General features: G+C 74.2%; 20 protein-coding genes. 11 read left to right on the top strand and 9 right to left on the bottom strand.

Translation table 11 applies throughout. From position 1 onward, the window contains the following. The first annotated feature begins 461 nt into the window (after nucleotides 1-461). Nucleotides 462-704, top strand: a complete 243-nt coding sequence (locus G9H72_RS10260) for a hypothetical protein (protein ID WP_166170516.1) — start codon at nucleotides 462-464, stop codon at nucleotides 702-704. A 30-nt stretch (nucleotides 705-734) separates the two neighbouring features. Here G9H72_RS10260 and G9H72_RS10255 read toward each other — a convergent pair whose 3' ends face one another. Continuing rightward, a complete protein-coding gene (locus tag G9H72_RS10255) occupies nucleotides 735-1,730 on the bottom strand; it encodes an alpha/beta hydrolase family esterase (RefSeq protein ID WP_166170514.1) in 996 nt (331 codons plus the stop codon). A gap of 766 nt (nucleotides 1,731-2,496) precedes the next feature. Between G9H72_RS10255 and G9H72_RS10250 the strand changes: the two genes are divergently transcribed. After that, entirely contained in the window at nucleotides 2,497-4,032 is a 1,536-nt protein-coding gene (locus tag G9H72_RS10250; protein ID WP_166170512.1) for a hypothetical protein, read from the top strand. Between the two features lie 609 nt (nucleotides 4,033-4,641). On the opposite strand, the gene G9H72_RS10245 is transcribed toward G9H72_RS10250, so the two are convergent. Together G9H72_RS10245 and G9H72_RS10240 are read right to left on the bottom strand one after the other, a co-directional pair. Beyond that, the gene (locus G9H72_RS10245) at nucleotides 4,642-5,955 is read right to left on the bottom strand and encodes a vanadium-dependent haloperoxidase (protein WP_166170510.1); all 1,314 of its coding nucleotides are present in this window, start codon (nucleotides 5,953-5,955) and stop codon (nucleotides 4,642-4,644) included. Nucleotides 5,956-7,131: 1,176 nt separating this feature from the next. After that, nucleotides 7,132-8,940 carry an AMP-dependent synthetase/ligase gene (locus G9H72_RS10240; protein ID WP_166170508.1) on the bottom strand — a complete coding sequence of 603 codons (1,809 nt, stop codon included), beginning with the start codon at nucleotides 8,938-8,940 and terminating at the stop codon, nucleotides 7,132-7,134. Between the two features lie 143 nt (nucleotides 8,941-9,083). Here G9H72_RS10240 and G9H72_RS10235 point away from each other — a divergent pair, with 143 nt between their 5' ends. From G9H72_RS10235 to zwf, 6 genes are all read left to right on the top strand, one after another. Beyond that, nucleotides 9,084-9,422 carry a hypothetical protein gene (locus G9H72_RS10235; protein WP_166170506.1) on the top strand — a complete coding sequence of 113 codons (339 nt, stop codon included), beginning with the start codon at nucleotides 9,084-9,086 and terminating at the stop codon, nucleotides 9,420-9,422. 43 nt (nucleotides 9,423-9,465) lie between these two features. Further along, nucleotides 9,466-9,909 (top strand): SRPBCC family protein, encoded by a 444-nt coding sequence (locus G9H72_RS10230; protein ID WP_166170504.1) that lies wholly within the window; start codon nucleotides 9,466-9,468, stop codon nucleotides 9,907-9,909. Then, nucleotides 9,909-10,475 (top strand): hypothetical protein, encoded by a 567-nt coding sequence (locus G9H72_RS10225; protein WP_166170502.1) that lies wholly within the window; start codon nucleotides 9,909-9,911, stop codon nucleotides 10,473-10,475. Before G9H72_RS10230 ends, G9H72_RS10225 begins: the two co-directional genes overlap by 1 nt. Beyond that, nucleotides 10,466-11,416, top strand: coding sequence for an ROK family glucokinase (locus G9H72_RS10220; protein WP_166170500.1), 951 nt, complete (start codon nucleotides 10,466-10,468; stop codon nucleotides 11,414-11,416). Before G9H72_RS10225 ends, G9H72_RS10220 begins: the two co-directional genes overlap by 10 nt. Before the next feature lie 10 nt (nucleotides 11,417-11,426). Beyond that, nucleotides 11,427-12,137 (top strand): endonuclease/exonuclease/phosphatase family protein, encoded by a 711-nt coding sequence (locus tag G9H72_RS10215; RefSeq protein WP_166170498.1) that lies wholly within the window; start codon nucleotides 11,427-11,429, stop codon nucleotides 12,135-12,137. A gap of 69 nt (nucleotides 12,138-12,206) precedes the next feature. Continuing rightward, the gene (gene zwf, locus G9H72_RS10210; RefSeq protein WP_166170496.1) at nucleotides 12,207-13,709 is read left to right on the top strand and encodes a glucose-6-phosphate dehydrogenase; all 1,503 of its coding nucleotides are present in this window, start codon (nucleotides 12,207-12,209) and stop codon (nucleotides 13,707-13,709) included. A 1-nt stretch (nucleotide 13,710) separates the two neighbouring features. Here zwf and G9H72_RS10205 read toward each other — a convergent pair whose 3' ends face one another. Genes G9H72_RS10205 through G9H72_RS10180 form a run of 6 tightly spaced genes read right to left on the bottom strand, consistent with a single transcriptional unit; the run spans nucleotide 13,711 to nucleotide 20,405 of the window. After that, entirely contained in the window at nucleotides 13,711-14,124 is a 414-nt protein-coding gene (locus tag G9H72_RS10205) for a hypothetical protein (protein WP_166170494.1), read from the bottom strand. Beyond that, nucleotides 14,124-15,821 (bottom strand): Hsp70 family protein, encoded by a 1,698-nt coding sequence (locus G9H72_RS10200; protein WP_166170492.1) that lies wholly within the window; start codon nucleotides 15,819-15,821, stop codon nucleotides 14,124-14,126. Before G9H72_RS10200 ends, G9H72_RS10205 begins: the two co-directional genes overlap by 1 nt. Further along, nucleotides 15,818-16,267 carry a hypothetical protein gene (locus G9H72_RS10195; protein WP_166170490.1) on the bottom strand — a complete coding sequence of 150 codons (450 nt, stop codon included), beginning with the start codon at nucleotides 16,265-16,267 and terminating at the stop codon, nucleotides 15,818-15,820. The genes G9H72_RS10200 and G9H72_RS10195 overlap by 4 nt, the downstream gene beginning before the upstream one ends. A 27-nt stretch (nucleotides 16,268-16,294) precedes the next feature. Further along, entirely contained in the window at nucleotides 16,295-18,805 is a 2,511-nt protein-coding gene (locus tag G9H72_RS10190) for a hypothetical protein (RefSeq protein WP_166170488.1), read from the bottom strand. Between the two features lie 36 nt (nucleotides 18,806-18,841). Next, nucleotides 18,842-19,630 carry a hypothetical protein gene (locus G9H72_RS10185; protein WP_166170486.1) on the bottom strand — a complete coding sequence of 263 codons (789 nt, stop codon included), beginning with the start codon at nucleotides 19,628-19,630 and terminating at the stop codon, nucleotides 18,842-18,844. After that, complete coding sequence (locus G9H72_RS10180) at nucleotides 19,623-20,405, bottom strand: alpha/beta hydrolase (RefSeq protein ID WP_166170484.1); 783 nt, start codon at nucleotides 20,403-20,405, stop codon at nucleotides 19,623-19,625. Before G9H72_RS10180 ends, G9H72_RS10185 begins: the two co-directional genes overlap by 8 nt. 127 nt (nucleotides 20,406-20,532) lie before the next feature. On the opposite strand from G9H72_RS10180, the gene G9H72_RS10175 reads away from it, so the two are divergent. From G9H72_RS10175 to G9H72_RS10165, 3 genes are read left to right on the top strand one after another with little or no spacing between them, the layout of a single operon-like run. Next, the gene (locus tag G9H72_RS10175) at nucleotides 20,533-21,258 is read left to right on the top strand and encodes a lysophospholipid acyltransferase family protein (protein WP_166170482.1); all 726 of its coding nucleotides are present in this window, start codon (nucleotides 20,533-20,535) and stop codon (nucleotides 21,256-21,258) included. 10 nt (nucleotides 21,259-21,268) lie between these two features. After that, nucleotides 21,269-22,420 (top strand): MacS family sensor histidine kinase, encoded by a 1,152-nt coding sequence (gene macS, locus G9H72_RS10170; RefSeq protein ID WP_166170480.1) that lies wholly within the window; start codon nucleotides 21,269-21,271, stop codon nucleotides 22,418-22,420. Nucleotides 22,421-22,428: 8 nt separating this feature from the next. Continuing rightward, nucleotides 22,429-23,058, top strand: a complete 630-nt coding sequence (locus tag G9H72_RS10165; RefSeq protein ID WP_166170615.1) for a response regulator — start codon at nucleotides 22,429-22,431, stop codon at nucleotides 23,056-23,058. Nucleotides 23,059-23,202: the final 144 nt, after the last annotated feature.

Below are 23,202 nucleotides of genomic sequence, written 5' to 3'. Positions count from 1 at the left end.
AGCCGTACTCCCAGCCGAACGCGGAGCGCACCGCGTCGAGGACGGCCCGCTCGGCCTCGCCGGGCGCCGAGACCGCGTCCAGCGCGTCGATGACGGCGCCGAGGGCCGCGACGTCGTCGGAGGCAGTGGCGGAGGTGATGGCGGCAGCGGGGCGCCGGCGCTCGAACACGGGTGGCTCCTGGGAGGTCTCCGGCGTGCAGCGGACCGCTGGGACGGGTGCAGCACCGCTGTGGGTTGCAGGTCTCATCGGTGCCAGGGCAGGCCGGTTGAGCAATACGCGACCGATTTACGAGCACACCCCGGGCGACGTCGAAAAGCAGTTGTGTCTTTGAATCGTTGCCGCAATACATTGAATTGTTGCTCGGTCCCGGGCGCGACGGCAGGCGCGAGCCCTCCGCAGGCGTCGGCCGCGGGCGAGCGGGAAGGGGGGCCGGCGTCAGCACCCCGTCCGAGGAGGACCCATGACCGACCGCACTGTCGAGACCAGCGCCGAGGCCGCGACGACCAGTGACGCCGACCCCGGCGAGGGCATGGGCCTGGCCACTCCGGCAGCCCGTGCCCAGGGCGGTGCCGGCGACGCCGGTGACATGCGCGTCCAGGGCGACGAGCGGGCCGCGGCCACGGACCCCGCCGCGGAGATCGCCGAGGGGGACACCGAGGGCGAGCGCAGCGTCAACGCCGCGGCGCAGAACCGGCAGGCCTGACGACCCGACCCGCGCCGGGAGCCGGGCGGGTCAGGGCTGCCGGGTCGGCGACTGCGGGTTGCGGAAGAACGACCACATGAGGTCGTTCGCGTCGATCTCCTGCGTCACCGGCCCGAGCCCCGCCGGGAACGCCGCTGGGTCCCCGCCGGGCCAGGTGTGACCGCTGCCCGCGACGACGTACAGGTGAGCCTGGGCGTTCGTGCGGCAGGAGGAGAAGGCCACCCGCGAGACACTGCCGGTGACCTGCGTGGTGGTCGGGCCGCGACGGCAGGAGTTGAGCTCTGCCCAGCGCTGCGTCGCCGCGAGCGTTCCGTAGCCCCAGTACGCCGCGCCGCCACCGCCGAACGGGTTCACCGGGTCGGCGGTGCCGGCGAAGGTGATGACCGGGACGGGGCGGTCCGGGCGGCACGTGGCCGGGTCGGGGGCGAAGCCGGCGCCGGTGCGTGCCGGCGCTCCCGCTCGCAGGCCCGCCACTGGCGCGATGCCGGCCAGCAGCCCCGGGCCGTCGCAGGCGTACTGGGAGATCATCCGGCCGCCGCCGGAGTAGCCGGAGGCGAAGACCTGCTTGGGATCGATGCACAGCGTGGTCGTCAGCGTGGTGATGAGGTCGGTGAGGAACTGCTGGTCGTCGGGGGCGCCGGGGGGCGCCGCGGTGACGTAGGGGATGTTCCAGCTCCAGTTGGCCCCGGACGGGATCCCGCCCTGCGGCGCGACGGCGATGAAGCCGTGTCGCTCGGCGGCCTGCTCCGTGCGGCTGCGCGCCAGCTGCTCGACCGGGTTGCTGTTGCTGCCGTGCAGGTTGAGCACCAGGCCGAGCCGCTTCTTGCCGGTGTACGCGGCCGGCACGTAGACGACGGACGTCCGCTCGGTTCCACCCGAGGTCAGCTGCACCGTGGCGCGGCCCTGCCGGTCCACCCCGTCGCACCCGGGCCGCTTGTGCGACGCGTCGGCGGCCGGGGCCACAGCGAGCGACGTGGCGCCGAGGCCTGCTGCCAGTGTCGTCGCGAGCCTGCGTCGGATGCTCATGGCTGCCTCCCTGCCGTACGCGCCCCGTTGCGCGTTGGGGAATGGAAGCGGTCCCCGCCAGCGCCCGTCAAGCCGGGCTTGTGCCGCCGAGGGCTTCTCGAGCCGGGGACGGCGGCGTCGCGGCGGTTCACGTCCCGTCACGCGCGCACCGGTCGCTCCGAGGTCTCGTGCTGCCGAGTAGGCCACCTGCGGAGTTGCCGACGGCGAGCTGACCGCCTCGCACGTGCCGCTGAAGAAGTACTCGGCCCAGGTTCTCGGCATGTTCTGCCGCTGGCTCACGACCGGCCTTCCGTGAGCGCCCTGCATGCGCATTCCTTTCGCCCCGGGGGGGCGACCGTCATCACGGCCATGGTGGCCGCCCGGACGCGCAACCGTGGTGGCACGGCAGGAGGCCGCGTGGCGGGCGACCGCAGGCCCACCCGCGAGCAGGCCCTCAGCGCAGCGGCTGACGCAGGAGCCCCGGCAGGTGGACCTCGGGGGCGGACGCCGTCCCTCAGGCCCCTGCAGCTCGGCCATGCCTTGGCGCGGTACTGCGTGAGGAGCAGGTGCCGATCATTGGATGCTCGAAGCTACCGTGCGGGGGAATTCCGCCTGATGCCCGGAGTGTCCGCACCACATTCCGACGCGGGACCTTGTTCGGCGTGCATGGAACTGATCGGAGACCGGTAGTCATCGTGCAGGCCCGCACGGGGGCGAGGGCAACGGGGGCGACAGCGCTTGCACAGCGGCGCGCCCGGCCCGATCAGGACCGAGCTGGAGGAACGCTGTGAGCAGAGCTGCTGGACAGACGGACACCCCTGACGCGACCGACCGCGGACGACCGCGGCTGGGGCGTCGGGTCGTCGGGGCCGGGACGGCGCTGACGCTCGTCGTGGGCGCCGGCGGCGTCTACGCGTACTCGGCGCTGGCGGCCGGCGGGCCGCAGCCGGAGGCGGTCCTGCCGGCGGGTGCCATCGCGTACGCGAAGGTCGACCTCGACCCGACAGCGGCGCAGAAGATCGCAGCCATGCGGCTCGCCCGCAAGGCGGACATGCTGCGCAGCGCGGCCCCGGGCGGCCTCGACGGGGTGAAGGAGACGACGATCTCCGCCGTCGCCGAGGAGAGCGGGCTCGGGCTGAGCGAGGCCGACATCTCCGCATGGGCCGGCGACCGGGCCGCGTACGCGGTCTATGCCGCCCCGCCGACGGTGCAGGACGAGGACGGCGTCGACGTCGTGGTCGCCATCGCGACGACGAACAATCCCGCAGCCCGGGTCGCGCTGGACAAGGTGAAGGCGGCCGAGGGGACGGCGTACACGATCAAGGGCGGGTTCGTCCTGCTGTCGGAGGACCAGCCGAGCTTGGACCGGGTGCTTGCCCTGCCCGGCGCGTTGGGCAAGGACCGACAGGTCACGGCGGACCTGGATGCCTTGAACTCCGGGGACCGGGTGGCGGAGATGTGGGTCGATCTCGACGCCGTCCTGGAGACCGAGACCGCCGGCACCGCCATGACCTCGCTTGTCGCGCGGGCCGGGCTCGAGGGCAGCGCGGGTGAAGCGGCTCGTGCGGCCCTGACGCCTGCGGTCAGGGGCGGCACGCGGCTCTCGGGCGAGACCGCCACCAGCCTCGTGCGACGCGCCGCAGCGGGGGGCGAGCTGCCGAGGCGCTACGGCCGGATGGTCGGCGCAATTCACCTGAACGCGAGCTACATCGAGGTCAAGACGCGGATGCTGGGGGTCCCGGTCAGCGGGATCGGCACGGCGGGCAGCGACCTGATCCGGGCGCTCCCGAGCGGTATCTACGGTGCGTTCGGCATCACCGGCTACGGCGCGTCCCTGGCCGACGCGTGGGCAACCCTGCCGCCCGCGCAAAAGCGGGAGCTGCGCGCGGTCGGCATCGGCTCGGCCGCCGACTTCCGGGCGCTCGCCGGCCGCGACCTCGCGATCGCTGTGGGTCGAGGCAGCAGCGAGCAGGTATCGGGGGAGCTGCGCGTTCGTTCGTCCACACCGGACCGGACACGGGCGCTCTGGCAGCGGCTCGTGACCGAGGCCGAGGCGGGCGAGGACGTCTCGGTCCGTCGTGACGGGGACGTGGTGACGGTCGCGGTCGGCACGTTGCAGGCGAACCGGTCGCTGCTGGCGTACTCGCCGGTCTACCAGCAGGCGGTGCCGGACGCGTCGCGCAGCGGGTACACGCTCTTCGTCGACCTCGCTCGCGCCTTCGAGGCGGCAGATGTGGACACCGGCCTCTGGCGCGGCCTGCAGGCCGCCGGCGTCACCATGCAGGAGGACGGCACCATGCGCGTCAGGCTCACGGTGCGCTGACGCCCGGCGGCCCTGAGGCCGCCACGATGCGGGAAGGCTCCCGGGCACGCCCGGGAGCCTTCGCGTTCTCCCTGGCCCCTGCTCGACCGCACCTTCTGCACGTGCAGCGCCCGCTCGGGTTTGACGTTCAACCTCCCGCGGCTCGCGAGGCGCCGGTACCCGATGCGAGCGCAGCTGCGCGCTGAGACGTGGCTGCGCTGCAGCAGCCTGATGCACCCGGAAGCCGCCGGGTGCCGACGCCCGCACGCGCGTCACCGAAGGACCGGCCCAATCGGCGGGAGCCGAGCCACGAGCACCCCCGCCGCAGACCCACGGAACGGCTCGCTGGATTGCGCCGCGGGGTAAGTGGGTCATAGCGCCGCCTGAAACCGACCTCGTGCGCGCCATCTCCCGGAGGCGTCAACCGAGTGGAAGGTCGGCTGACTCCTCCAACTTCGGCAGTCCAGTTCGCGACGTACCCGTCCGGCTTTCCATCGGCGCTCGATCCAGGCGTCGTACGCCTCCGCGTGGAATGCGGCCCCCGTGTCATCGCGCCCTGCTTCGTCGTCTTCCTCGATGCGCCGGGTGCCTCGCCTGGAGTGGGCGAGGCACCCGGTGCAACGGATGTGGTCAGACCCCGGCGAGGCAGCCTGCGGTGCAGTTGATCGCCTTCGCTCGCCACGAGGTCGATCCCACTGCTCGGCCGACGGCCAGGCCGTCCCGGGCGTCGAAGTTGAAGTGGACGCCGAGCCACACCCGGCTGCGGGCGTTCTCCTCGGCGGCCTGGGTGAAGCTGGTGAAGGCGCGCGTCGTGCCCGGGGGGACGTTCGGGTCGCTGGTCGTGGCCGTGAAGGTGAAGCTGGCAGCGCCGTTGAACGAGCGGTCCATCATCGCCTGCCAGGCCCCGGCGAAGCCGGAGTGGCCCGAGGTCCAGGCCGGGAAGCAGGGGCTGAAGTGGATCCCGGTCGTGTCGCGGGACAGCGGCTTCCAGCCGATCGCCGCGGGGTGGTTGATCGCAGTGACGGGCCGCCAGATGTCGAGCGGGCCGAGGAACTTGGTGTCCCAGACCGCGATCGCGGCGTCGGCCAGAGCGATCGAGACACTGGCCAGCAGATGGGACTGGCCGAGCTCGTCGCCGCTGTACACCGGATGCGTCGGCGCGACGTCGGCGGTGATGTCGAGCAGCTGGCCAGGCGGTGTGGTGGTACCGGCCAGGTCGTTCGCCCAGAAGAACGCGGCCTGGGTCTGGTCGATCGTGCGCTCGGTGCTGTCGTACGCGCCGAGGCGTCGGACCTCGTCGAGGTCCGCGGCGTACTCGGCGCTACCGAGCAGCTGGGAGTAGCTCGTCGCGTTGGCCGGGTACGCCGGGCGCGCCGGCTTGACCGAGAACGGGGTCACGTTTCCCCAGTTCGGGGTGGCGATGTCGCTCTGGACCTGGCAGCCCTTGGGCCGCTGGCCCGCAGGGTTCGGCGCCTCGTTGGTGAACTGCCAAGCGCCGGGGACGCCGTCGAAGGTGTACGGGGTGGTGTTGCTGGACCCGTCGTTGGCGCGCCGTGCGAGCATGGCCGTCACCACCCGGGAGGCCAGGCTGGACGCCTCCGGCTGGGTTGCGGTCCCGACGCGCTGGGCGTACCAGGCCTGCACATAGCTCGCCCTGTTGCTCGGAAGCGCCGCGAGCAGGAGGTCGCGGGCCGCCATCGACGTCGCGAGATCGGTGTCGACGCTGGCCGTAGTCGCGAACGGCGCGGTCTGGCCGCTGGGGCCGACGTACGCCGCGTCCCCGCCGAGGTACCCGCCGTACTGCAGCCCGCGTCCGCCCGTGCTCGCCCACCGGGCCGAGTTCAGGATCTCGAAGATGGCGATGTGCATCATGGCCGCAGCGCGCGTGGCCACCGTCGGCTCGATGCCGGTGAGAGGTGGCAGCGGCGTCGCCTGACCGGTCACCGGCGTCTGCTTGAAGGTTTCCAGGAGCGCATTGTTCCAGTACTGCGGCGCATTCTGCGAGGCGCTCAGTGGCGGGTCAGCGGACGCCGCCGGCGCCGCGGACACGGCCGTGACCGACATACAGGTCGCGGCCAAAGCAAGGACAACTTCACGACTTCGGGCACGCCAAATACGGATCTGCAAGAGCCCCCCCAGGTCGACGCCTTCCACGCGGAAGGCGGCCTTGATGTGATGACGTCCGGACCATATTGCGTCGCGCAGAGTGCTGTCCAGGGCCCAATTTCTCGCAGGTCGCTGACAGACTGGGCTCTCGGGTGGCCCCTTGACCAAAGGTGCTGCGGTGCGCTAGCCGCGAATCTCCAGTCGTACAACTAAAGTGCATGTGTCGTCCCTCCTGTGGTCTGCCTGACGTAGGGGCCGGCGCTTTCGCCCTGCTACTGCTCGCGACAGCGGAAGGGGTCGGCGTGTTGTGGGCGATCCCCTCGTTCCCGTCGTGGCAGATGTCCCTCAACCTCTCGTCCAAAAGGGGGCAATACGTCGTTAGACAGCCGAGAAGCGTGCATCCTGGAAAGGCTCGTCGAGCTTTGCGAACGGGACCGGCGTAGTGCCGAGTTGTCGATGCTGCCGCCGTGCCCAGCGGTCAGGGTGGCCTCAACGAGCTGACGGGCCGGCCCGGTCGCCTTCGGGGCCCGTGCGCGCGCCCGGCCCGGGGGCGGCCGCCTCTGGGGCGAGCACTCGGTTCAGGAGCTCGTGCGGACCATGGGCGAGGGCGGGGGCCACGGGGCAGCAAGCGGAGGAGCGGACGCCCGCTGGCTCGTCGGGCTCGGGTTGCCGCCACTGCGTCGTGCGAGGCGGGAGCAGCAGTGCCCGCCCTGCCTGGTCACGGGCGCCCTCGTACACCGCGCAGGCCGGTAGGCGTGCCTCTGCGTTCGCGTCGCCCGAGGCGCGTCGGTGACGGGCAGGAGCCGCCGCCGGTCGACCAGGACCCCCCCGGTTCATGCTGCCGGGTGTGTGGATGCTCGGCCTAGCGGCTGTCCACATGACCTGAGGCTGTCCCGCAAGCGGGACGGCGCGAGGGAGAGCGTCAGGTGAGGGACCCCGGCGTCGCTTCTCCGCCTGGGCGGTGTCCTCGGATCCCTGTCCGAGCAGGCCGCTCACCCGCGAAGGCACACCGGATCAACCGCGCGCAGCCTCCGGCGCGTACAGCTCCTCGATCTCCTTGGCGAACTCGCCCGTCACCACAGTGCGCTTCACCTTCAGTGAAGGTGTCAGCTGCCCGCCCTCGACCGTGAAGTCGCAGTCCAGGATCGCGAACCGCCGGATCGACTCGGCCCGCGAGACCGCGGTGTTCGCCGCGTCCACGGCGTTCTGCACCTCCGCGCGCACGTCGGGGTCGTGCGCCGCCTCGGCGACGGTCATCGACGGCTTCCCGCGCGCCGCGAGCCAAGGGACGAGCGCCTCGGCGTCGAGCGTGACCAGAGCGGCGATGTAGGCCCGCTTGTCCCCGACCACCATGCACTGGCTGACGAGCGCCGCAGCCCGCAGCCGGTCCTCGAGCGTCGCGGGGGAGACGTTCTTGCCACCTGCGGTGACGATCATCTCCTTCTTGCGGCCGGTCACCCGGAGGAAGCCCTCCGCGTCCAGCTCACCGAGGTCGCCGGTGCGGAACCAGCCGTCGTCGGTCATCGCGTCGCCGTCGGCGTTGCCGGCGTAGCCGCCGAAGACGACGCCGCCACGGACGAGGATCTCGCCGTCGGGCTCGATCCGGACCGCGTTGCCCGGCAGCGGCGGGCCGACCGTCCCCATCCTCAGCTTGGAGGGGGTGTTGACGCAGACCGCGGCGGTGGACTCGGTCAGGCCGTAGCCCTCGAGCACGACGAGGCCCAGACCGCGGAAGAAGTGGCCGAGCCGCTCGCCCAGCGGCGCGCCGCCGCAGATCGCGTACGTCACCCGGCCGCCCAGGGCGGCACGCAGCTTGCCGTAGACCAGCGTGTCGAAGACCGCGTGCTTGAGCCGCAGCTGCAGCGGCGGCTTCCCGCTGTCGAGCGCCTTGCTGTAGGCCACCGCCGTGGCCGACGCCGCACGGAAGACCTTGCCCTTGCCGGAGGCATCGGCCTTCTGCTCGGCGCCGTTGTAGACCTTCTCGAACACTCGGGGCACCGCGAGGAGGAACGTCGGCTTGTACGACGCCAGGTCCGGCAGCAGGTTCTTCACGTCGGCGGAGTGGGCCAGCTTGATGTCCCCGCCGATGCAGATCAGCTGGAACGCGCGGGCGAGGACGTGGGCCAGCGGCAGGAAGAGCAGGCTCGCGGCGTCCGGCTTGCCGAAGACCTCGGGAACCCCGGCGAGCGCGCCGCGTACTTCGGCGAGGAAGTTGCCGTGGGACAGCTTGCAGCCCTTCGGGCGGCCGGTCGTCCCGGACGTGTAGATCAGGGTCGCGAGCGACGCGGTGCCCAGTCCGGCGCGGCGCTCCTCGACCACGGAGCCCGGCAGGTGGGCGCCGTCGCGCGTGAGCGCGTCGAGCGCGCCGTCCTCGATCCGCCACACGTGCTGCAGCGCGGGCAGCTCCTCGGCCTCCTTGACGAGCGCGGCGTGGTCCGCGGTCTCCACGACGATGCCGACGGCGCGGGAGTCCGCGAGGATCCACTCGACCTGCTCGGCGGAGGAGGTCTCGTAGACCGGGACGGAGACACAGCCCGCGGCCCAGATCGCGAAGTCGACGACCGTCCACTCGTAGCGGGTGTGCGACATGATCCCGACCCGGTCGCCCGGCGCGAGCCCGGCGGCGATCAGCCCCTTGGCGACCCCGATGACCTCGTCGCGGAACTGCGCCGCCGTCACGTCGACCCAGCGGCCGTCGAGCTTCCGGCTGAGCATGGGGGCGTCCGGGGCGGTGGCCGCCTTGTCCCACACGAGGCCGGTCAGGTCGTCGTCGGCGGGCACGGCGGGCAGCCGTGGCGCGTGGAACTCAGATGCGGGCGCCATTGCCACTTCGCCTCCTGTTGCCGCTTTCCGTCCGAAGATACTGTGCGATCACGTCGCCCGACGGGAACCGGCCCAGCTGCGTCGTGCCTTCTGCGGCCGCGCGCCCGCTCAGGTACGCCGCGGAGCCGGCCGATAGCAGCGGCGTGACGACCGCGTACGCCCGCTGCGCCGCGTGCAGGGCAGTGCTCGCCCCGGGCGCGGACTGGTGCTCCCAGTGCTTCGTCGACGTGCGCGCCACCGTCCCGCCCGAGGCGCCGTCCGTCCCTGCCCGCAGCGCCGCAGCCCCCAGGCCCTCGGCTGCGCCCGTGCCCGACGACGCGCTGGCCACCCTGCGCGCGCTCGACGCCGCCGACCCGGTCGCGCTGCTCGGCTCCCGGCTCGTCGAGCCCCGCCTCAAGCTCGGCGCCGTCGTCGGCGGCGGCCTCGCCCTCGCCTGCCTGCTCGTCCTCGCGCTGACGTTGTTGGGTGCCGTCGTCGGCTGACCGAGTAGTCTCGCGCGGAGCCGTCGCTGGGAGGGTTGCGCGCGTGTCGGACCAGACCGAGTCCAGCATCGGGATCGACGCCCCTGCCCACGTCGTGATGGACGTGATCGCGGACCTCGAGGCCTACCCGGAGTGGAACGAGGAGTTCTCCCGGGTCGAGGTGCTCGCGGTCGGCGACGACGCCGACCAGCGGCCGCTCGAGGCCCGCGTCGTGCTCGACTCGAACCCGATCCGCGACACCCTCCTGCTCGACTACGAGTGGGACGGCGACAGCGAGGTCCGGTGGACGCTCGCCGAGGAGGCGCAGCTGCTGCGCCGGCTCGACGGGTCCTACGTCCTGGTCGACAACGGCGACGGGACCACCCAGGTCGTCTACCGCCTGGCGGTGGACCTCAAGATGCCGATGATCGGGATGCTCAAGCGGAAGGCCGAGAAGGTCGTCATCGAGCGCGCCCTGCGCGGGCTGAAGAAGCGGGTGGAGTCCTGATGTCAGCGTCCCCCGGCCCGGACAGCCCGCTCGGGCCTGACGCGGCCCGCCTCCTCGACGCCCTGATCGGATGGGCGCGCACGGCGGCCGACGAGCTCGAGGGCAGGATCGCGACCGGTACGCCCGAGTGCGCCATGTGCCCGTTGTGCCGCGCCATCGCGGCGCTGCGCACGACGGCGCCGGCCGGCACGCCCGACAAGGGGTCTCCCATCGCCTCCGTCGCCTCGGCTGCCGCGGCCGCCGCCGCCTCCGCCGCGGCCCAGTACGCCACGCAGTACGCCGCCGAGCAGGCCGCGCGCGCCGCCGCCGAGCAGGCGGGCCGGGCCGCGGCTGAGCAGGCGGCGCGGGCCGCGGCCGCGGCCTCCGCGGCGGCGGAGCGGGTGCATCCCGGGGTCCAGCAGGCGGTCGACTCGGTCGCCAGCGCTGGAGCCTCGATGCTCGCCGCGCTCCGGCAGGCGCTCGCCGCGGACGAGCAGCCGGGGGAGACCCCCGGGCGACGCGCCCCGGAGGGGGACCGCAAGGATCTGCGCACCGCCAAGGACGATGAGGGAGAGACGTGGGACTGACGATCGGGGTCGACCTCGGGGGCACGAAGGTTGCCGCCGCTGTGGTGGACGAGGACGGGACGATCGTCGCCCGGACCCGCAGCGAGACGCCGAACACCGGCGCGGACGCCACGGTGGGCGCCATCCTCGAGGCCGTCCGCGGCCTGCGCGAGCAGCACCCGCAGGTCGAGGCCGTCGGCGTGGGCGCCCCCGGCTTCATCGACGAGCGCCGCTCCACCGTGCTCTTCCTGACCAACCTCGCCGGCTGGCGGCACCGGCCGCTGCGCGCCGAGCTCGAGCAGGCGCTCGGCCTGCCGGTCGTGGTGGAGAACGACGCCAACGTGGCGGCCTGGGGTGAGGCGGTCTACGGCGCCGGCCGGGGCGAGGAGTACCTCGTCTGCGTCACCGTCGGCACGGGTATCGGCGGTGGCATCATCGTCGGCGGGCAGCTGTACCGCGGGCGCTTCGGCGTCGCGGCCGAGGTCGGGCACTTCCGGGTCGAGCCGAACGGCCGGCCGTGCGGCTGCGGCAACCGCGGCTGCTGGGAGCAGTACTGCAGTGGCAACGCCCTGGTGCGCGAGGCCCGTTGGCGGGCCGCCGAGGACCGGGAGGGCGCCTCCCTCATGCTCAGCTACGGCGACGGCAGCCCCGAGGGCATCAACGGCCTCGACATCACCGACGCCGCCCGCCGCGGCGACCGGGTGGCCATCGCCTCCTTCGAGTCGGTGGGGCGCTGGCTCGGGCAGGGCCTCGCCGACCTCGCGGCGATCCTCGACCCGGGGTGCTTCGTGATCGGCGGCGGCGTCTCCGAGGCCGGCGACCTGCTCCTCGAGCCGGCGCGCCGGACCTACACCGAGGTGCTGACCGGCCGCGCCTACCGGCCGCTCGCGGAGATCCGGCAGGCGACCCTGGGCAACGATGCGGGCGTCGTCGGCGCGGCCGACCTGGCCCGCCACCTCTGACCCCCGCCGCATGACCGACAGCGGCACTCCGCTGCGGGTGTTGTCGTACAACGTCCGCAGCATGCGGGACGACGTGCAGGCCTTAGCCTCCGTGATCCGGGCCTGCCGGCCGGACGTGCTCTGCGTGCAGGAGGCGCCGCGGTTCCTGCGCTGGCGCACCCAGCTGGCCCGGCTCGCCCGCGAGTCGGGGCTGGTCTACGCCTGCGGCGGACGCACCACGCACGGCCCCGCGCTGCTCGTGGCCCTCGGCGTCGACGTGCTCGGGGTCTCCGAGTTCCGCTTCCGCAAGGCCCCGGGGCTGCACGCCCGGGGCTTGGCCGTAGCCGACTGCCGGAAAGCCGGTTCGCGCTTCCGGGTCGCCAGCATGCACCTCGGGCTGCGCGAGGAGGAGCGGGAGCGCAACGTGACCGACGCCTTGGCCGCGCTCGGGGACGCACGCCCGCTCGTGCTGGCCGGGGACGTGAACGAGCCGCCGGGCGGGCCGGCGTGGCGGCTGCTGCACGACGCCGGGCTGCGGGACGCGTACGCCGCCGCGCGGTGGGGGGAGGAGCTGACCTTCTCGTCGGCCTCCCCCCGCCGGCGCATCGACGCGGTGTTCGCCAGTGCCGGCGTGACGGTCGAGCGGTGCGGCGTGCCGACCGTGCTGGAGGGCGTCGACCCGGGACGGCTGGTCGCGGCGACCGACCACCGGCCGCTGCTGGCCGAGCTGCAGCTGCCCTAGCGGACCGGCCGCCGGGCCGCCCGAGCAGGCCCACGACTGGCGGGCCGCTATCGGTGGAAGTATGGAGCCATGTCGGAAGCTCCCGCGCAGACCATCGCCTACCCGGACCCCAGCGCCCGACGGTACGGCCGCGAGCCCGAACGCCTCGACCCGCACGTCATCGTCCTGTTCGGGGCCACCGGTGACCTGTCCCGCCGCAAGCTCCTGCCCGGGCTGACCTACCTCGCGCTGTCCGCCCTCACCCCCGAGGTGGAGATCGTCGCCACCTCGCTCGAGGACATGGACAGCGACCAGTTCCGCGAGTTCGCCTACCAGGCGGTCTCGGAGTTCAGCACCCGGCCGCTGGACAAGGAGCACTGGCACGCCTTCGCCACCAAGCTGCGCTACGTGCCGCAGAGCGCCGGGCCGGACGCGCTCTCGCAGGCGGTCAAGGAGGCCGAGGAGAACCTCGGGTCGGACCGCGTGCGGCGCCTGCACTACCTCAGCGTCCCCCCGCGGGCGGCCCTGGCGGTCGTCAACATGCTCCGCGACGCCGACCTGGTCGACCGGTCACGCGTGATCATGGAGAAGCCGTTCGGCACCGACCTGGAGAGCGCGATCCGGCTCAACGACCAGGTGCACGGCGTGTTCAAGGAACGGCAGATCTTCCGGATCGACCACTTCCTCGGCAAGGAGGCGGCGCAGAACATCCTCGCCTTCCGTTTCGCCAACGGCCTCTTCGAGCCGATCTGGAACCGCAACTTCATCGACCACGTCCAGATCGACATCCCCGAGAAGCTCGGGCTCGACCGGCGCGCGAGCTTCTACGAGGCCACCGGCGCGTTCAAGGACATGGTGGTGACCCACCTGTTCCAGGTCATGGCCTTCGTCGCCATGGAGCCGCCCACCGCCCTGGAGCCGCGCTCCATCAGCGAGGAGAAGAACAAGGTCTTCCGCTCGCTGCTGCCGATCGAGCCGCGCAACGTCGTGCGCGGGCAGTACATCGGCTACCGCGACGAGGACGGGGTGAACCCGGAGTCGGACACCGAGACGTTCATCGCGCTGCGCGCCGACATCGACAACTGGCGCTGGGCGGGCGTCCCGTTCTACCTGCGCACCGGCAAGCGCATGGCCGAGGGCCAACGGATCATCTCGATCGCCTTCAAGGAGGCGCCGAAGTCGATGTTCCCGACCGGCTCCGGCGTCGGGACCCAGGGGCCGGACCACCTGACGTTCGACCTGGCCGACGAGAGCAAGGTCTCGTTGTCGTTCTACGGCAAGCGGCCGGGGCCGGGCTTCCGGCTGGACAAGCTGTCGATGCAGTTCTCCACGCACGACACCAGCCACGCCTCCGACGTGCTGGAGGCGTACGAGCGGCTGATCCTCGACGCGATGCGCGGGGACCACACGCTGTTCACCACCGCCGAGGGCATCGAGAGCCTGTGGGAGCGGTCGATGCCGCTGTTGGAGGACCCGCCCCCGGTCAAGCCGTACGCCCCCGGCACCTGGGGGCCGAACGCCATCCACCAGCTCATCGCGCCCCACGCGTGGCGCCTGCCGTTCGAGCGGACCTGGCGCTCCCAGCGCGGCTGAGCTAGGCCGGTGCCGTGTCGCCGTCGTCCTCGACCGGGTCGGGGACGGCGGCGAGCGCGCTCTTAAGCAGCTCCTGGGCCGCCGCCCCGCGCAGCGCCTCCACCTCCTGCGGCGTCCGCGGCTCGGTGCGCCGGGGCAGCGGCCGTACCGGCGGGTCGGGGGCCTCCGGTGACGGCCATGCGGTCGCCTCGGGCAGGGCGGGCACCCGGTAGAGGCCGGCGTCCGCCGCGGGGTCGTGCTCGCCGTGCTCGATCTCGTGCAGCGCCCAGGTCAGGTCCTCCAGGGTGTACGGCCCGATCCCGCGCCGCGCCCGCCGGCTCTGCCGCGCGAACGCCTTGGTGGCCTCCTGGCCGCTGGTCCCGAACGGCACCCCGAGGACGAGGTAGGGGTTGCGCGCGGGCTGGCTGGCCGGCATCAGAACAGGTACGAGTAGGGCAGCAGGGCGAGCTCGAGGTCGAGCACCCGGTCGGGCCGCTCGGCGTCGCTCGCCCGCTCCAGCGCGTCGGCGAGCTCGCGCAGGGGCCGGGCCTTGTCCTCGTCGACGTACGGGATGACGGCCGTGCGGGCGCGCTGCAGCAGCTCGGCCACCGTCGGGTCCGCCACGGCGGCCGCCGGCCGCGGGGCCACCCGGCCCTCGGCCAGAGCGGCCTCCGAGTCCTCGGCGATGCGGACGCGCTCGCGTGGCGTCAGCGGTGCGATGCCCGAGCCGACCCGGGACGACGTCAGCGTCCGCCCCGACAGCCGGTCCTCGACGTCGACGTTGAGGATGCCGTCGAGGTCGTACTCGTAGGTCACGTCGAACGACTTGTCCTGCGCCCGCTCGCGCGCAGGGTCGAGGGGCACGTCGATCGTCTGCAGGACGGTGTAGTCCTCGTCGTCCGGGTCACCCTCGACGACGCGCAGGCTGATGCTCGTCGCCTCGTCCATCGCGGGGGTGTAGGACTCGGTCGCCCGGGCGGGGAGCTTGTGGTTGCGGGGGATGATCGTCGAGAAGCGCATCTCGCCGGTCTGGTCCAGCGCGAACGTGCCGAGCGCGTGCTCGGTCGCCACGAAGAAGTCGTTGTCCTCCATCTGACCGGACAGGATCGCGGTCGCGATGGCGGCGCCCTCGGCGACCGCGGTCATCGGGTCGACGCCGGCGGCCGGCTCCTTGCCCATGAGCTCGGCGATGACCTCGCGCACCAGCGGCACCTTGCACGTGCCGCCGACGAGGATGACGGCGTCGATGTCGGCCGGGGCGGCCCGCAGGTCCGCGAGGGTCTGCTCGATCGGCTGCCGGACCCGCTCGACGAGGCTGTGGACGCTCGCGTCGAAGGCGGCCCGCTCGAGCCGGAAGAAGCCGCCGCGCGGGAGGTCCACATTGGTGAAGTCCCGTTCGGACAACCGCACCTTCGCCTTCTCGACGGCGAGGCGGAACAGGTGCCGCTCCAGCGAGTTCCAGGTATCGACCCCGGGGGTGGAGGCCGCGATGTGCTGCGCGACCCGGGCGTCGAGGTCGAGCCCGCCCAGCCGCTGGATGCCCTTCGACGCCTGCTCGATGAAGACACCGGCCTGAGCCTCGAGGATCGTCACGTCCAGGGTGCCGCCACCCCAGTCGACGACCATCACCCGCTGGTCGAACGGCATGCGCTGGCTGTAGGCCATGGCGGCGGCGGTCGGCTCGTTGATGAGCGCCAGGACCTGCAGCTTGGCCATCTGGGCGCAGAGCCTGGTGCGGTAGCGCGCGAGCCCGCGGCTGTTGGCCGGGACGGTGACGACGGCCTTGTCGGCCGAGATCCCGGACTCGAGCACCTTGGCCTTCATGTGGCCGAAGAGCATGGTCGCGACGGTCTCCACCAGGAACTCCTGGCCGTTGAGGGTGACCGACACCTCCTGCTGGAACAAGCGCTTCACCGCCTGCAGGCGCTCACCCTGCGCGAGCGTCTTCGCTTCCCAGCCGAACAGCGTCTCGCCGTGCGGGCCGAGCCCGAACACGGTCGGCAGCACCCGGCCGAAGCCGAGGTCCGCCCAGTCGGCGGGCGGGGAGTCGATGTCGATGGCCTCCGGCCCGGACGGCGTCCAGGCTGCGACCACCGAGTTGGTCGTCCCGAAGTCGATCCCGATCGCGCTCACGCCTGCCCGGCCTCCGTCCGCTCCGCCACCCCGCGCTGAATCAGCGCGCCCGTCGTCCCGTCGACCCACGCCGGCCGCACGACGCGCACGTCCGGCCCGTCGCCCACCACGTCGAAGCGGCTCAGGTCGTCGGTGTCACGGACCTCGTGCAGGCCCGCCTGGGCCGCCCACTCCTCGAGCCGCCCGCGAAGGGTCTCCAGGGGCTCGTCCTCCGCGAGCGCCGCGCTCAGCGTGGCCAGGCAGACGAGCAGCCGCTTGCGCTCGCCGGCCGCGGCGAGCAGTTGCTTGCGCAGCGCGTCGTAGGCCGCGGCCGCGCTGACCCCGTCCGGGGCCCCGCCCACCAGGGCGGCCTCGATCGCCGACAGCCGCTCGACGGCACCGTCGACGCGGTCGGTGAGGGCCTCCAGCTGCGCGGCGGTCGTCTTGCGGCGGGTGGTCGGCGGCACCGCAGCAGACTGTCAGATCGGGGCGCGTCAGCCGAGCAGGTCGAGCAAGGCGTCGGTGGCGCGGCGCGCCTCGCCGTCGACGTAGCGGTGCAGCTTGCCGAGCTCGGCCCGCAGGCCCGCGACGCGCGTGGAGTAGGCGGGGTCGTGCGGCGAGAGAGTGCGGTGCTCCGCGGCGATCCCGTGGATCAGCGTCCACTGCACCTTCGTGGCGCTGTCGCGGCAGAGCCCCTGCGCCCGGTCGCGCAGCGTGCCCGACACCCGGTGCGCGTTGCGGGCCGCCCACACCAGCTGGTCGACCTGGGCGTCGTCGAGCCGGGCCATCCCGCTGTCGGGCATGGTGAGCGTCGCGAGCGCCAGCTCCCTGCACCCGAGCGCCGTCAGCAGCACGCGCTGGTCCCGGGACATCGGCATGCCCACGTCGAGCGCGGTCAGCGCGGCCTCACCGGCCCACAGCGCCGACTCCTCGCCCGACATCGCCGCGCACAGGGAGCGCAGCACCACGTCGCGCTCCTCCTCCAGCCACGCCGGCGGCTCGGGGGCACGCAGGCCGTCCGCCATCGCGTGCAGGGCCTGGGGGAGCCCGGCGGCCCGGGCGGCGAAGTAGCGCGCCTCCACCGTGCTGCAGTGCGGGGAGCCGGCCAGCGCGCCGGGAGCTGCCAGCCAGTCCCGGTCGGCCACGCAGAGCTGCTCGAGCAGGGCGCGCAACTGCTCCAGGGTCAGGTCGGACCCCGCCAGCCGGCGCAGCGGGCCGCGCAGCACCGGTGGCACGGCGGCGAGCGGGCCGTTCCGCTGCGCCTGCAGCAGGCGCAGTGCCCGCTGCCCGGCGCCGGCGCGTACGGCCGGGTCGGGCGCGGTGTCCACGACCCGGGCCAGGTGCTGCACGGCGGCCGGCGTGTCGCCGGCGAGCAGGGCGGCGTTCAGGAGCAGGGCGGGGGAGGCGGTGCCGGCGAGCGCCTCGTCCAGCAGCCCCGGCGACGCCAGCCGCCGGCCGTGGAACGCGGCGCAGGCCAGCAGGTTGCGTGCCTCGTCGCGGTGCACGGGGTCGCGCGCGAGCCGGAGCGCGGTCTCCGCGGCGACCGCAGCCGCGTCCCACTCGCCGTCGAAGACGAGCTCCTGCGCCCGCCGGACCGCGGCGACGGCGACCACAACGCGCTGCAGGGCGCCCAGCCCCTCGTCCGGCACGTCCTCGAGCCCGTGCCGCTGCAGGGTGGCCAGTGCCGCGGCCGCCACGTAGCGCCCGCGCAGCTGCCGGTCGCCCGGCAGCCCCCCGGGAGCCTCCTGCACCACCCTCCGGGCCAGGCCCAGCGCGGCGGCCTCGGCCGGGCCGTGGAGGGCGACGACGTGCTGCTCGGCGGCGTCGTCGCCGGCGAGGAACCGGCGGACCTGCTGCGCGGCGAGGACGTACGGGTGGGTGGCCCGCCCCGCCAGCCCGGCGCGGCTGCCGGCGCTCAGCGCTCGGCGCACCTCCTCGTCGACGAAGCGCAGCCCGGCGACCTCCGCATCGCTCAGCAGCGTGGGGTCGAGCCTGGCCGTCACGTACGCCGGGTCGAGGTGGGGGTGCTCGCGCAGCCCGGCCAGCTGCCGCACGGTGAGTGTCCCGGAGTCGACGAGGTCGTCGAACGTGCGCTCGTCGAGCAGGCCCGGCCGGACGAGCGCCGGGTTGAACGCCGTGCCGGCCGCTGCCGCGAGGGGCACGAGGGCGGGAGCCTGCGCGGCGGCGAGGACGGGGACCTCCCCGGCCGCCAGCTGCGCGTGGGCGTGGGTCGTGCCGACCGTGACGCCGGGCAGCGCGCGCAGCGCCGCCGTCACGCCGGTGCCGAGGGCGGTGCCCGCGTCGAGGGCCGCGCGGGCGACGACGGCGACGGGGTGCGGCTCGTGCGCTGCCAGCCAGCGGGCCAGCCCGGGGGCGTACGGCGTGCGGCCCGGCAGCCGGGCGACTAGCCGCGCCACTGCGGGCAGCAGCCGGGGGAAGCTGCCCGCGGGCAGGTCGGCTACGGCGGCCGCCGCGGCGTTCCAGTCCTCGCGGGCCAGCCACGCCTCGATCTCGAGCAGGGCGCGGAACGGCTCGGGCAGCCGCAGCGCCTCCAACGCCTCGAAGTCCCCGGCCGCGGCGGCGTCGTGCGCGAAGCCGACGACGGACTCCGGGGCGGCGACGGCACGGCCGAGCGCCACCTCCCGGAGCCGCTCGGCCGGGACGCCGTCGAGCCCGGCCACCGCGCTGAGGGCTGCGGCGGCGTGCAGCAGCGCGCCGGGCTCGGTCCGGGTGGCCGCCGGGGTGTGGCCGTCCGCGGCCTGCACCGCGCGCGCGGCGTGCTCGGCCTCTCCGCCCCGCGTGAGCACGGTCAGGGTCCCGCCGTCCGCCCCGAGCACGACCCCCGGCTCGGCGCCGCCGCCCAACCGTCGCACGGTGACGAGCTCGCCGAGCGGCGAGTGCCGGCGCCGCGGGGGCACGGTGGTGGGCAGCCCGCAAACCTGGCAGGACGTGCCACCGGCGGTCGCGGCGCTGCACGCCGGGCAGAGCGACGTGTCCAGATGCATGGCTGCGGCGCCCCCCTCGGGCCGGGCCTCAGGGCCTCAGACGACGGCTCCGTCGTCCCAGCCGTCCTCGGGCCCGTCACCGAGCCGGCTGACCAGGACGAGGAACCCCGCCACGAAGGCGCCGACGCCGAGCAGCCCGAGCCAGCCCTGCACGTCGACGTGGACGAACAGGGCGACGATGAAGAAGATCGGGGCGCCCAGCACGGCGGCCCAGGCCGACCCGACGAGCAGCCCCACCCGGGGCAGCGGGGGCGGGGCCGGCGGCTCGAAGTGCTCCTCGTCCTCGCGCGCGACCGGCTGGGGCCGCGGGGCCGGGGCGGGGCCCGGGTCCGGCAGCGGCTCGTGGCGGACGTCCGTGTCCGTCCCCGCGGGCGCCTTCGCCTCCGCGGCGGGGTCCACGTCCTCCTGCGCCGACCAGCGGCCGACCGGGTCCGCCGACGGCGCCCGGAAGGACGCGACGATCCCCGCCCACACGTCCTCGTCGACCTCGGGCCACTTGCCCGGCGTGCCCTCGGTGACGTCGCGCCCGGCCGGGTCGGGGGCCCCCGCCGGCTCGTGGTGGGCGCTGTACTCCGCCCGCAGCGAGGGGAGCCGGTCGCGCAGCAGCTGACGGGCCTGCTCGACCGCGGCGCGCTCCACGAAGAGCCGGTCGGTCGGGCGGTCGGGCAGGTGGTACTCGTTGTACGGGCCGCGGCGAGGGGCGGCCGCGTCGGCGTACGCCGCCATCCCCGCGTCGCGCAGCAGCTCGAGCATGGCGTCGGCCAGTTGCGGCTCGAGGTCGGCGACGGCCACGAAGTCCGTGCCCGGAAGGCCGTTGTCACGCACTGGCGGCCTCCGAGGGGAAGAGGTGGCGACGGCCGGACACCCGGTCGGCGAACTCGACTGTGGCAGCGAAGATCGAATCGGCGTCGTAGTCAAGCGTCGCGACGTGGTGGCTCCGCGCCAGGACGCGCTGCTCGACGTCCTTCGAGGCTACGCCCGCGAGGACCGCTTCGGTGCTTGCCGGCTCGACGACGTGGTCGACCGCCGACCGCATCACCAGCAGCGGGGCCGTGACCCGGTCAAGGTCCTGCCGGGTCAGCGCCCACAGCCGCGTGAGGGAGTGCAGCGCGCGCAGCGGCGTCCGGTCGTACGCAAGCTCGACGACGCCGGGACGGGCGATGTCGCTGCCGATGCCGGGCACCGTCGGCACCGCGAGCTGCAGCAGCGGCAGCAGCCGGACCGCGCGGCGCAGGCTGAGCACGCTCGGGTTGACGAGGACGAGCCCGTCGACGTCCGCGCCGCGCTGCTGCGCCAGCCGCAGCGCGAGCGTGCCGCCCATGGACAGCCCGCACACGACCACTGTCGAGCAACGCTCGCGCAGCTCGTCGAGCGCGCGGTCGACCGTGGCGTACCAGTCGGGCCAGCGGGTGGAGGCGAGGTCCTGCCAGCGCGTGCCGTGCCCGGCAAGCCGCGGCAGCCGCACGGTCAGCCCGGCGGCGGCGAGGTGCTGCGCCCAGGGCCGCAGCGACTGCGGGGTGCCGGTGAAGCCGTGGCAGAGCAGGGCCCCCACCGGCCCGCCGTCGGCCGCGAAAGGCTCGGCGCCGGGCATCAGGGGCATGGCGACATCGTCGCATGCCGAGGGGGTACGCCTCAGGGTGCTTTAGCCTTCCAGGCAATTCGTCTCGGCCCTCGCCCCGCAGGCGGGCGGGGCCCGGACGTCGACACCCAGGAAGAGGAGGCGGGCAGTGTTCTACTGGCTCCTCAAGCACGTGCTCGTCGGCCCCGCGCTCCGGACGCTGTGGCGCCCGCGCGTCGAGGGGCTGGAGCACGTGCCCCGGTCCGGCGCGGCCATCCTCGCGAGCAACCACCTGTCCTTCTCGGACTCCTTCTTCCTCCCGGTCATGATGCGCCGCCGCGCCGTCTGGCTCGCGAAGTCCGACTACTTCACCGGCCGCGGCGTCCGGGGGCGCCTCACCGCGTGGTTCTTCAGCAGCCTCGGCGCCGTCCCCGTCGACCGGTCCGGCGGCCGCGCCAGCGAGGCGGCGCTGCGCACCGGGCTGCGGGTGCTGGGCGAGGGCGAGCTGCTCGGGATCTACCCGGAGGGGACGCGGTCCCCCGACGGCCGGCTCTACCGCGGGCGCACCGGCGTCGCGCGGATGGCGCTCGAGGCGCGGGTCCCGGTGGTCCCGGTCGCCATGATCGACACCGAGAAGGTGCAGCCTCCGGGCAAGGCCATCCCACGGCTCGGCCGGGTCGGCATCAAGGTGGGCCCGCCGATGGACTTCTCGCGCTACTACGGCATGTCGGCCGACCGCGCGGTCCTGCGCACCGTGACCGACGAGATCATGGAGGAGCTGCGGCGCCTGGGGGGCCAGGACTACGTCGACGTCTACGCCTCGTCGGTCAAGTCCGGCCAGGGGGCGCCCGTGAGCGCGCCGCGCCGTCCCGAGCCGTCCGACGACGCGGCCTGACCCACCCGCCGTGGCGACCCCGGCCCGCGGGGCGGTCGACCGCCCGCTGTGGCGGACGGTCGCTGTCTTCCGGGCCTGCGCGCTCGCGTACGCCGTCGTCGTGCTCGGGCGCGAGGACAGCGGGTACGCCCACCCGACCGCCGCCTGGCTGATCCTGGCGGCGATGGGGGTGTGGACCGTCCTCGTCAGCGGGCTGCTGTCGGTGCCCCGGCTGCGCTCGTGGCCCGTGCTCGGGCTCGACCTCGCGGTCGCGGTCGCCGCGCTTCTCTCGACGCGGCTCGTCGACACCGTGCAGCGCATCGAGGCCGGCGAGCAGACGCTGCCGGTGGTCTGGCCGGCCGCCGCGGTGCTGGCCTGGGCGCTGCGCTGGGGGTGGCGCGGCGGCCTCGCGGCGGCCGCTGCCGTGTCCGTGGCCGGCGTGGTCGAGCGCGGCGGCGAGTGGCCTCAGCAGACCGCGCACAACATCGTCCTGCTCCTGCTGGCCGGCGCCGTCGTGGGCTACGCGGCCTCGCTCGCCCGGGCGGCGGAGGCCTCGCTCGCGCGGGCGCTCGCGGTCGAGGCGGCCGGGCGCGAGCGCGAGCGGCTCGGCCGGGCCGTGCACGACGGGGTGCTGCAGGTGCTGGCGCTGGTCGCCCGGCGCGACAGCGGGCTCCCCGGCGAGGCGGGGGAGCTCGGGCGGCTCGCCGCCGAGCAGGAGGCGGCACTGCGGGCGCTGGTCTCGCACCGTCCCGTTGCGGCCGCCGACAGCGCCGCCGGCAGCGGCGAGGCCGACCTGCGCGAGGCTCTCACGGCGTACACCGGGCCGCACGTGACGGTGTCCGAGCCGGCCACCCCGGTGCGGCTGCCCGCGCCGGCTGCCCGGGAGCTCGCCGCGGCGGTGGGCGCCGCGCTGGACAACGTGCGCAAGCATGCGGGGGACGGAGCCCGGGCGTACGTCCTGGTCGAGGACCTCGACGAGGAGGTGCTCGTCACGGTGCGCGACGACGGCGCCGGCTTCGACGCGGCGCGCCGGCTGCCCGAGGCCCGCGCCGCGGGGAGGATGGGCATCGCGTCCTCGATCCAGGGCCGACTGGCCGACCTGGGCGGGGAGGCGGTCGTGTCGTCGTGGGCGGGACAGGGCACCGAGGTGGAGCTGCGGCTGCCGCGGAGGGAGCAGGCGTGACCCGGGTGATGGTGGTCGACGACCATCCGCTGTGGCGGGAGGCGGTGGCGCGCGACCTGCAGGACGCCGGGCTCGAGGTGGTCGCGACGGCCGGCGACGGTGCCGCAGCCGTCCGCCGGGTGGCCGCCGCCCGGCCCGACGTCGTGCTGCTCGACCTGCAGCTGCCCGAGTTGCCCGGCGTGGAGGCCGCCCGGCAGATCCTCGCAGCCCGCCCGGATGTCCGGGTCCTCGTGCTGTCGGCCAGCGGCGAGCAGCAGGACGTGCTCGACGCCATGGCCGCGGGCGCCACCGGCTACCTGACGAAGTCCGCGTCGCGCGAGGAGCTGCTCGACGCCGTCCGGCGCACGGCCGAGGGCGAGCCGGTGTTCACGCCCGGCCTCGCGGGCCTGGTGCTCGGGGAGTACCGCCGCCTCTCGACCGCGCCCGCCCCCGACGCGCCGGTGCTCACGCCCCGCGAGACCGAGGTGCTCCGGCTCGTCGCGAAGGGGCTCAGCTACAAGCAGATCGCCGAGCGGCTGGTGCTCTCGCACCGGACCGTGCAGAACCACGTGCAGAACACCCTGGGCAAGCTGCAGATGCACAACCGGGCCCAGCTCGTGCGGTACGCGCTGGAGCAGGGGCTGGACGAGGACAGGTAGCGTCCAGCCCTGCACTCGGACACCATCGGGGGACAGTGATCGTGAGCCGGCGCTCGTCGACGGGCCGAGCCGTGCGGTCGGGCGCAGGCGTCCTGGCGCTCGCCGCCGCCCTGGCGTCCGGTGTGACGACGGTCGAGGCGGCGC

This window comes from Motilibacter aurantiacus (assembly GCF_011250645.1).
Lineage (GTDB): Bacteria > Actinomycetota > Actinomycetes > Motilibacterales > Motilibacteraceae > Motilibacter_A > Motilibacter_A aurantiacus.
This window is presented reverse-complemented; position numbering and strand designations above follow the sequence as displayed.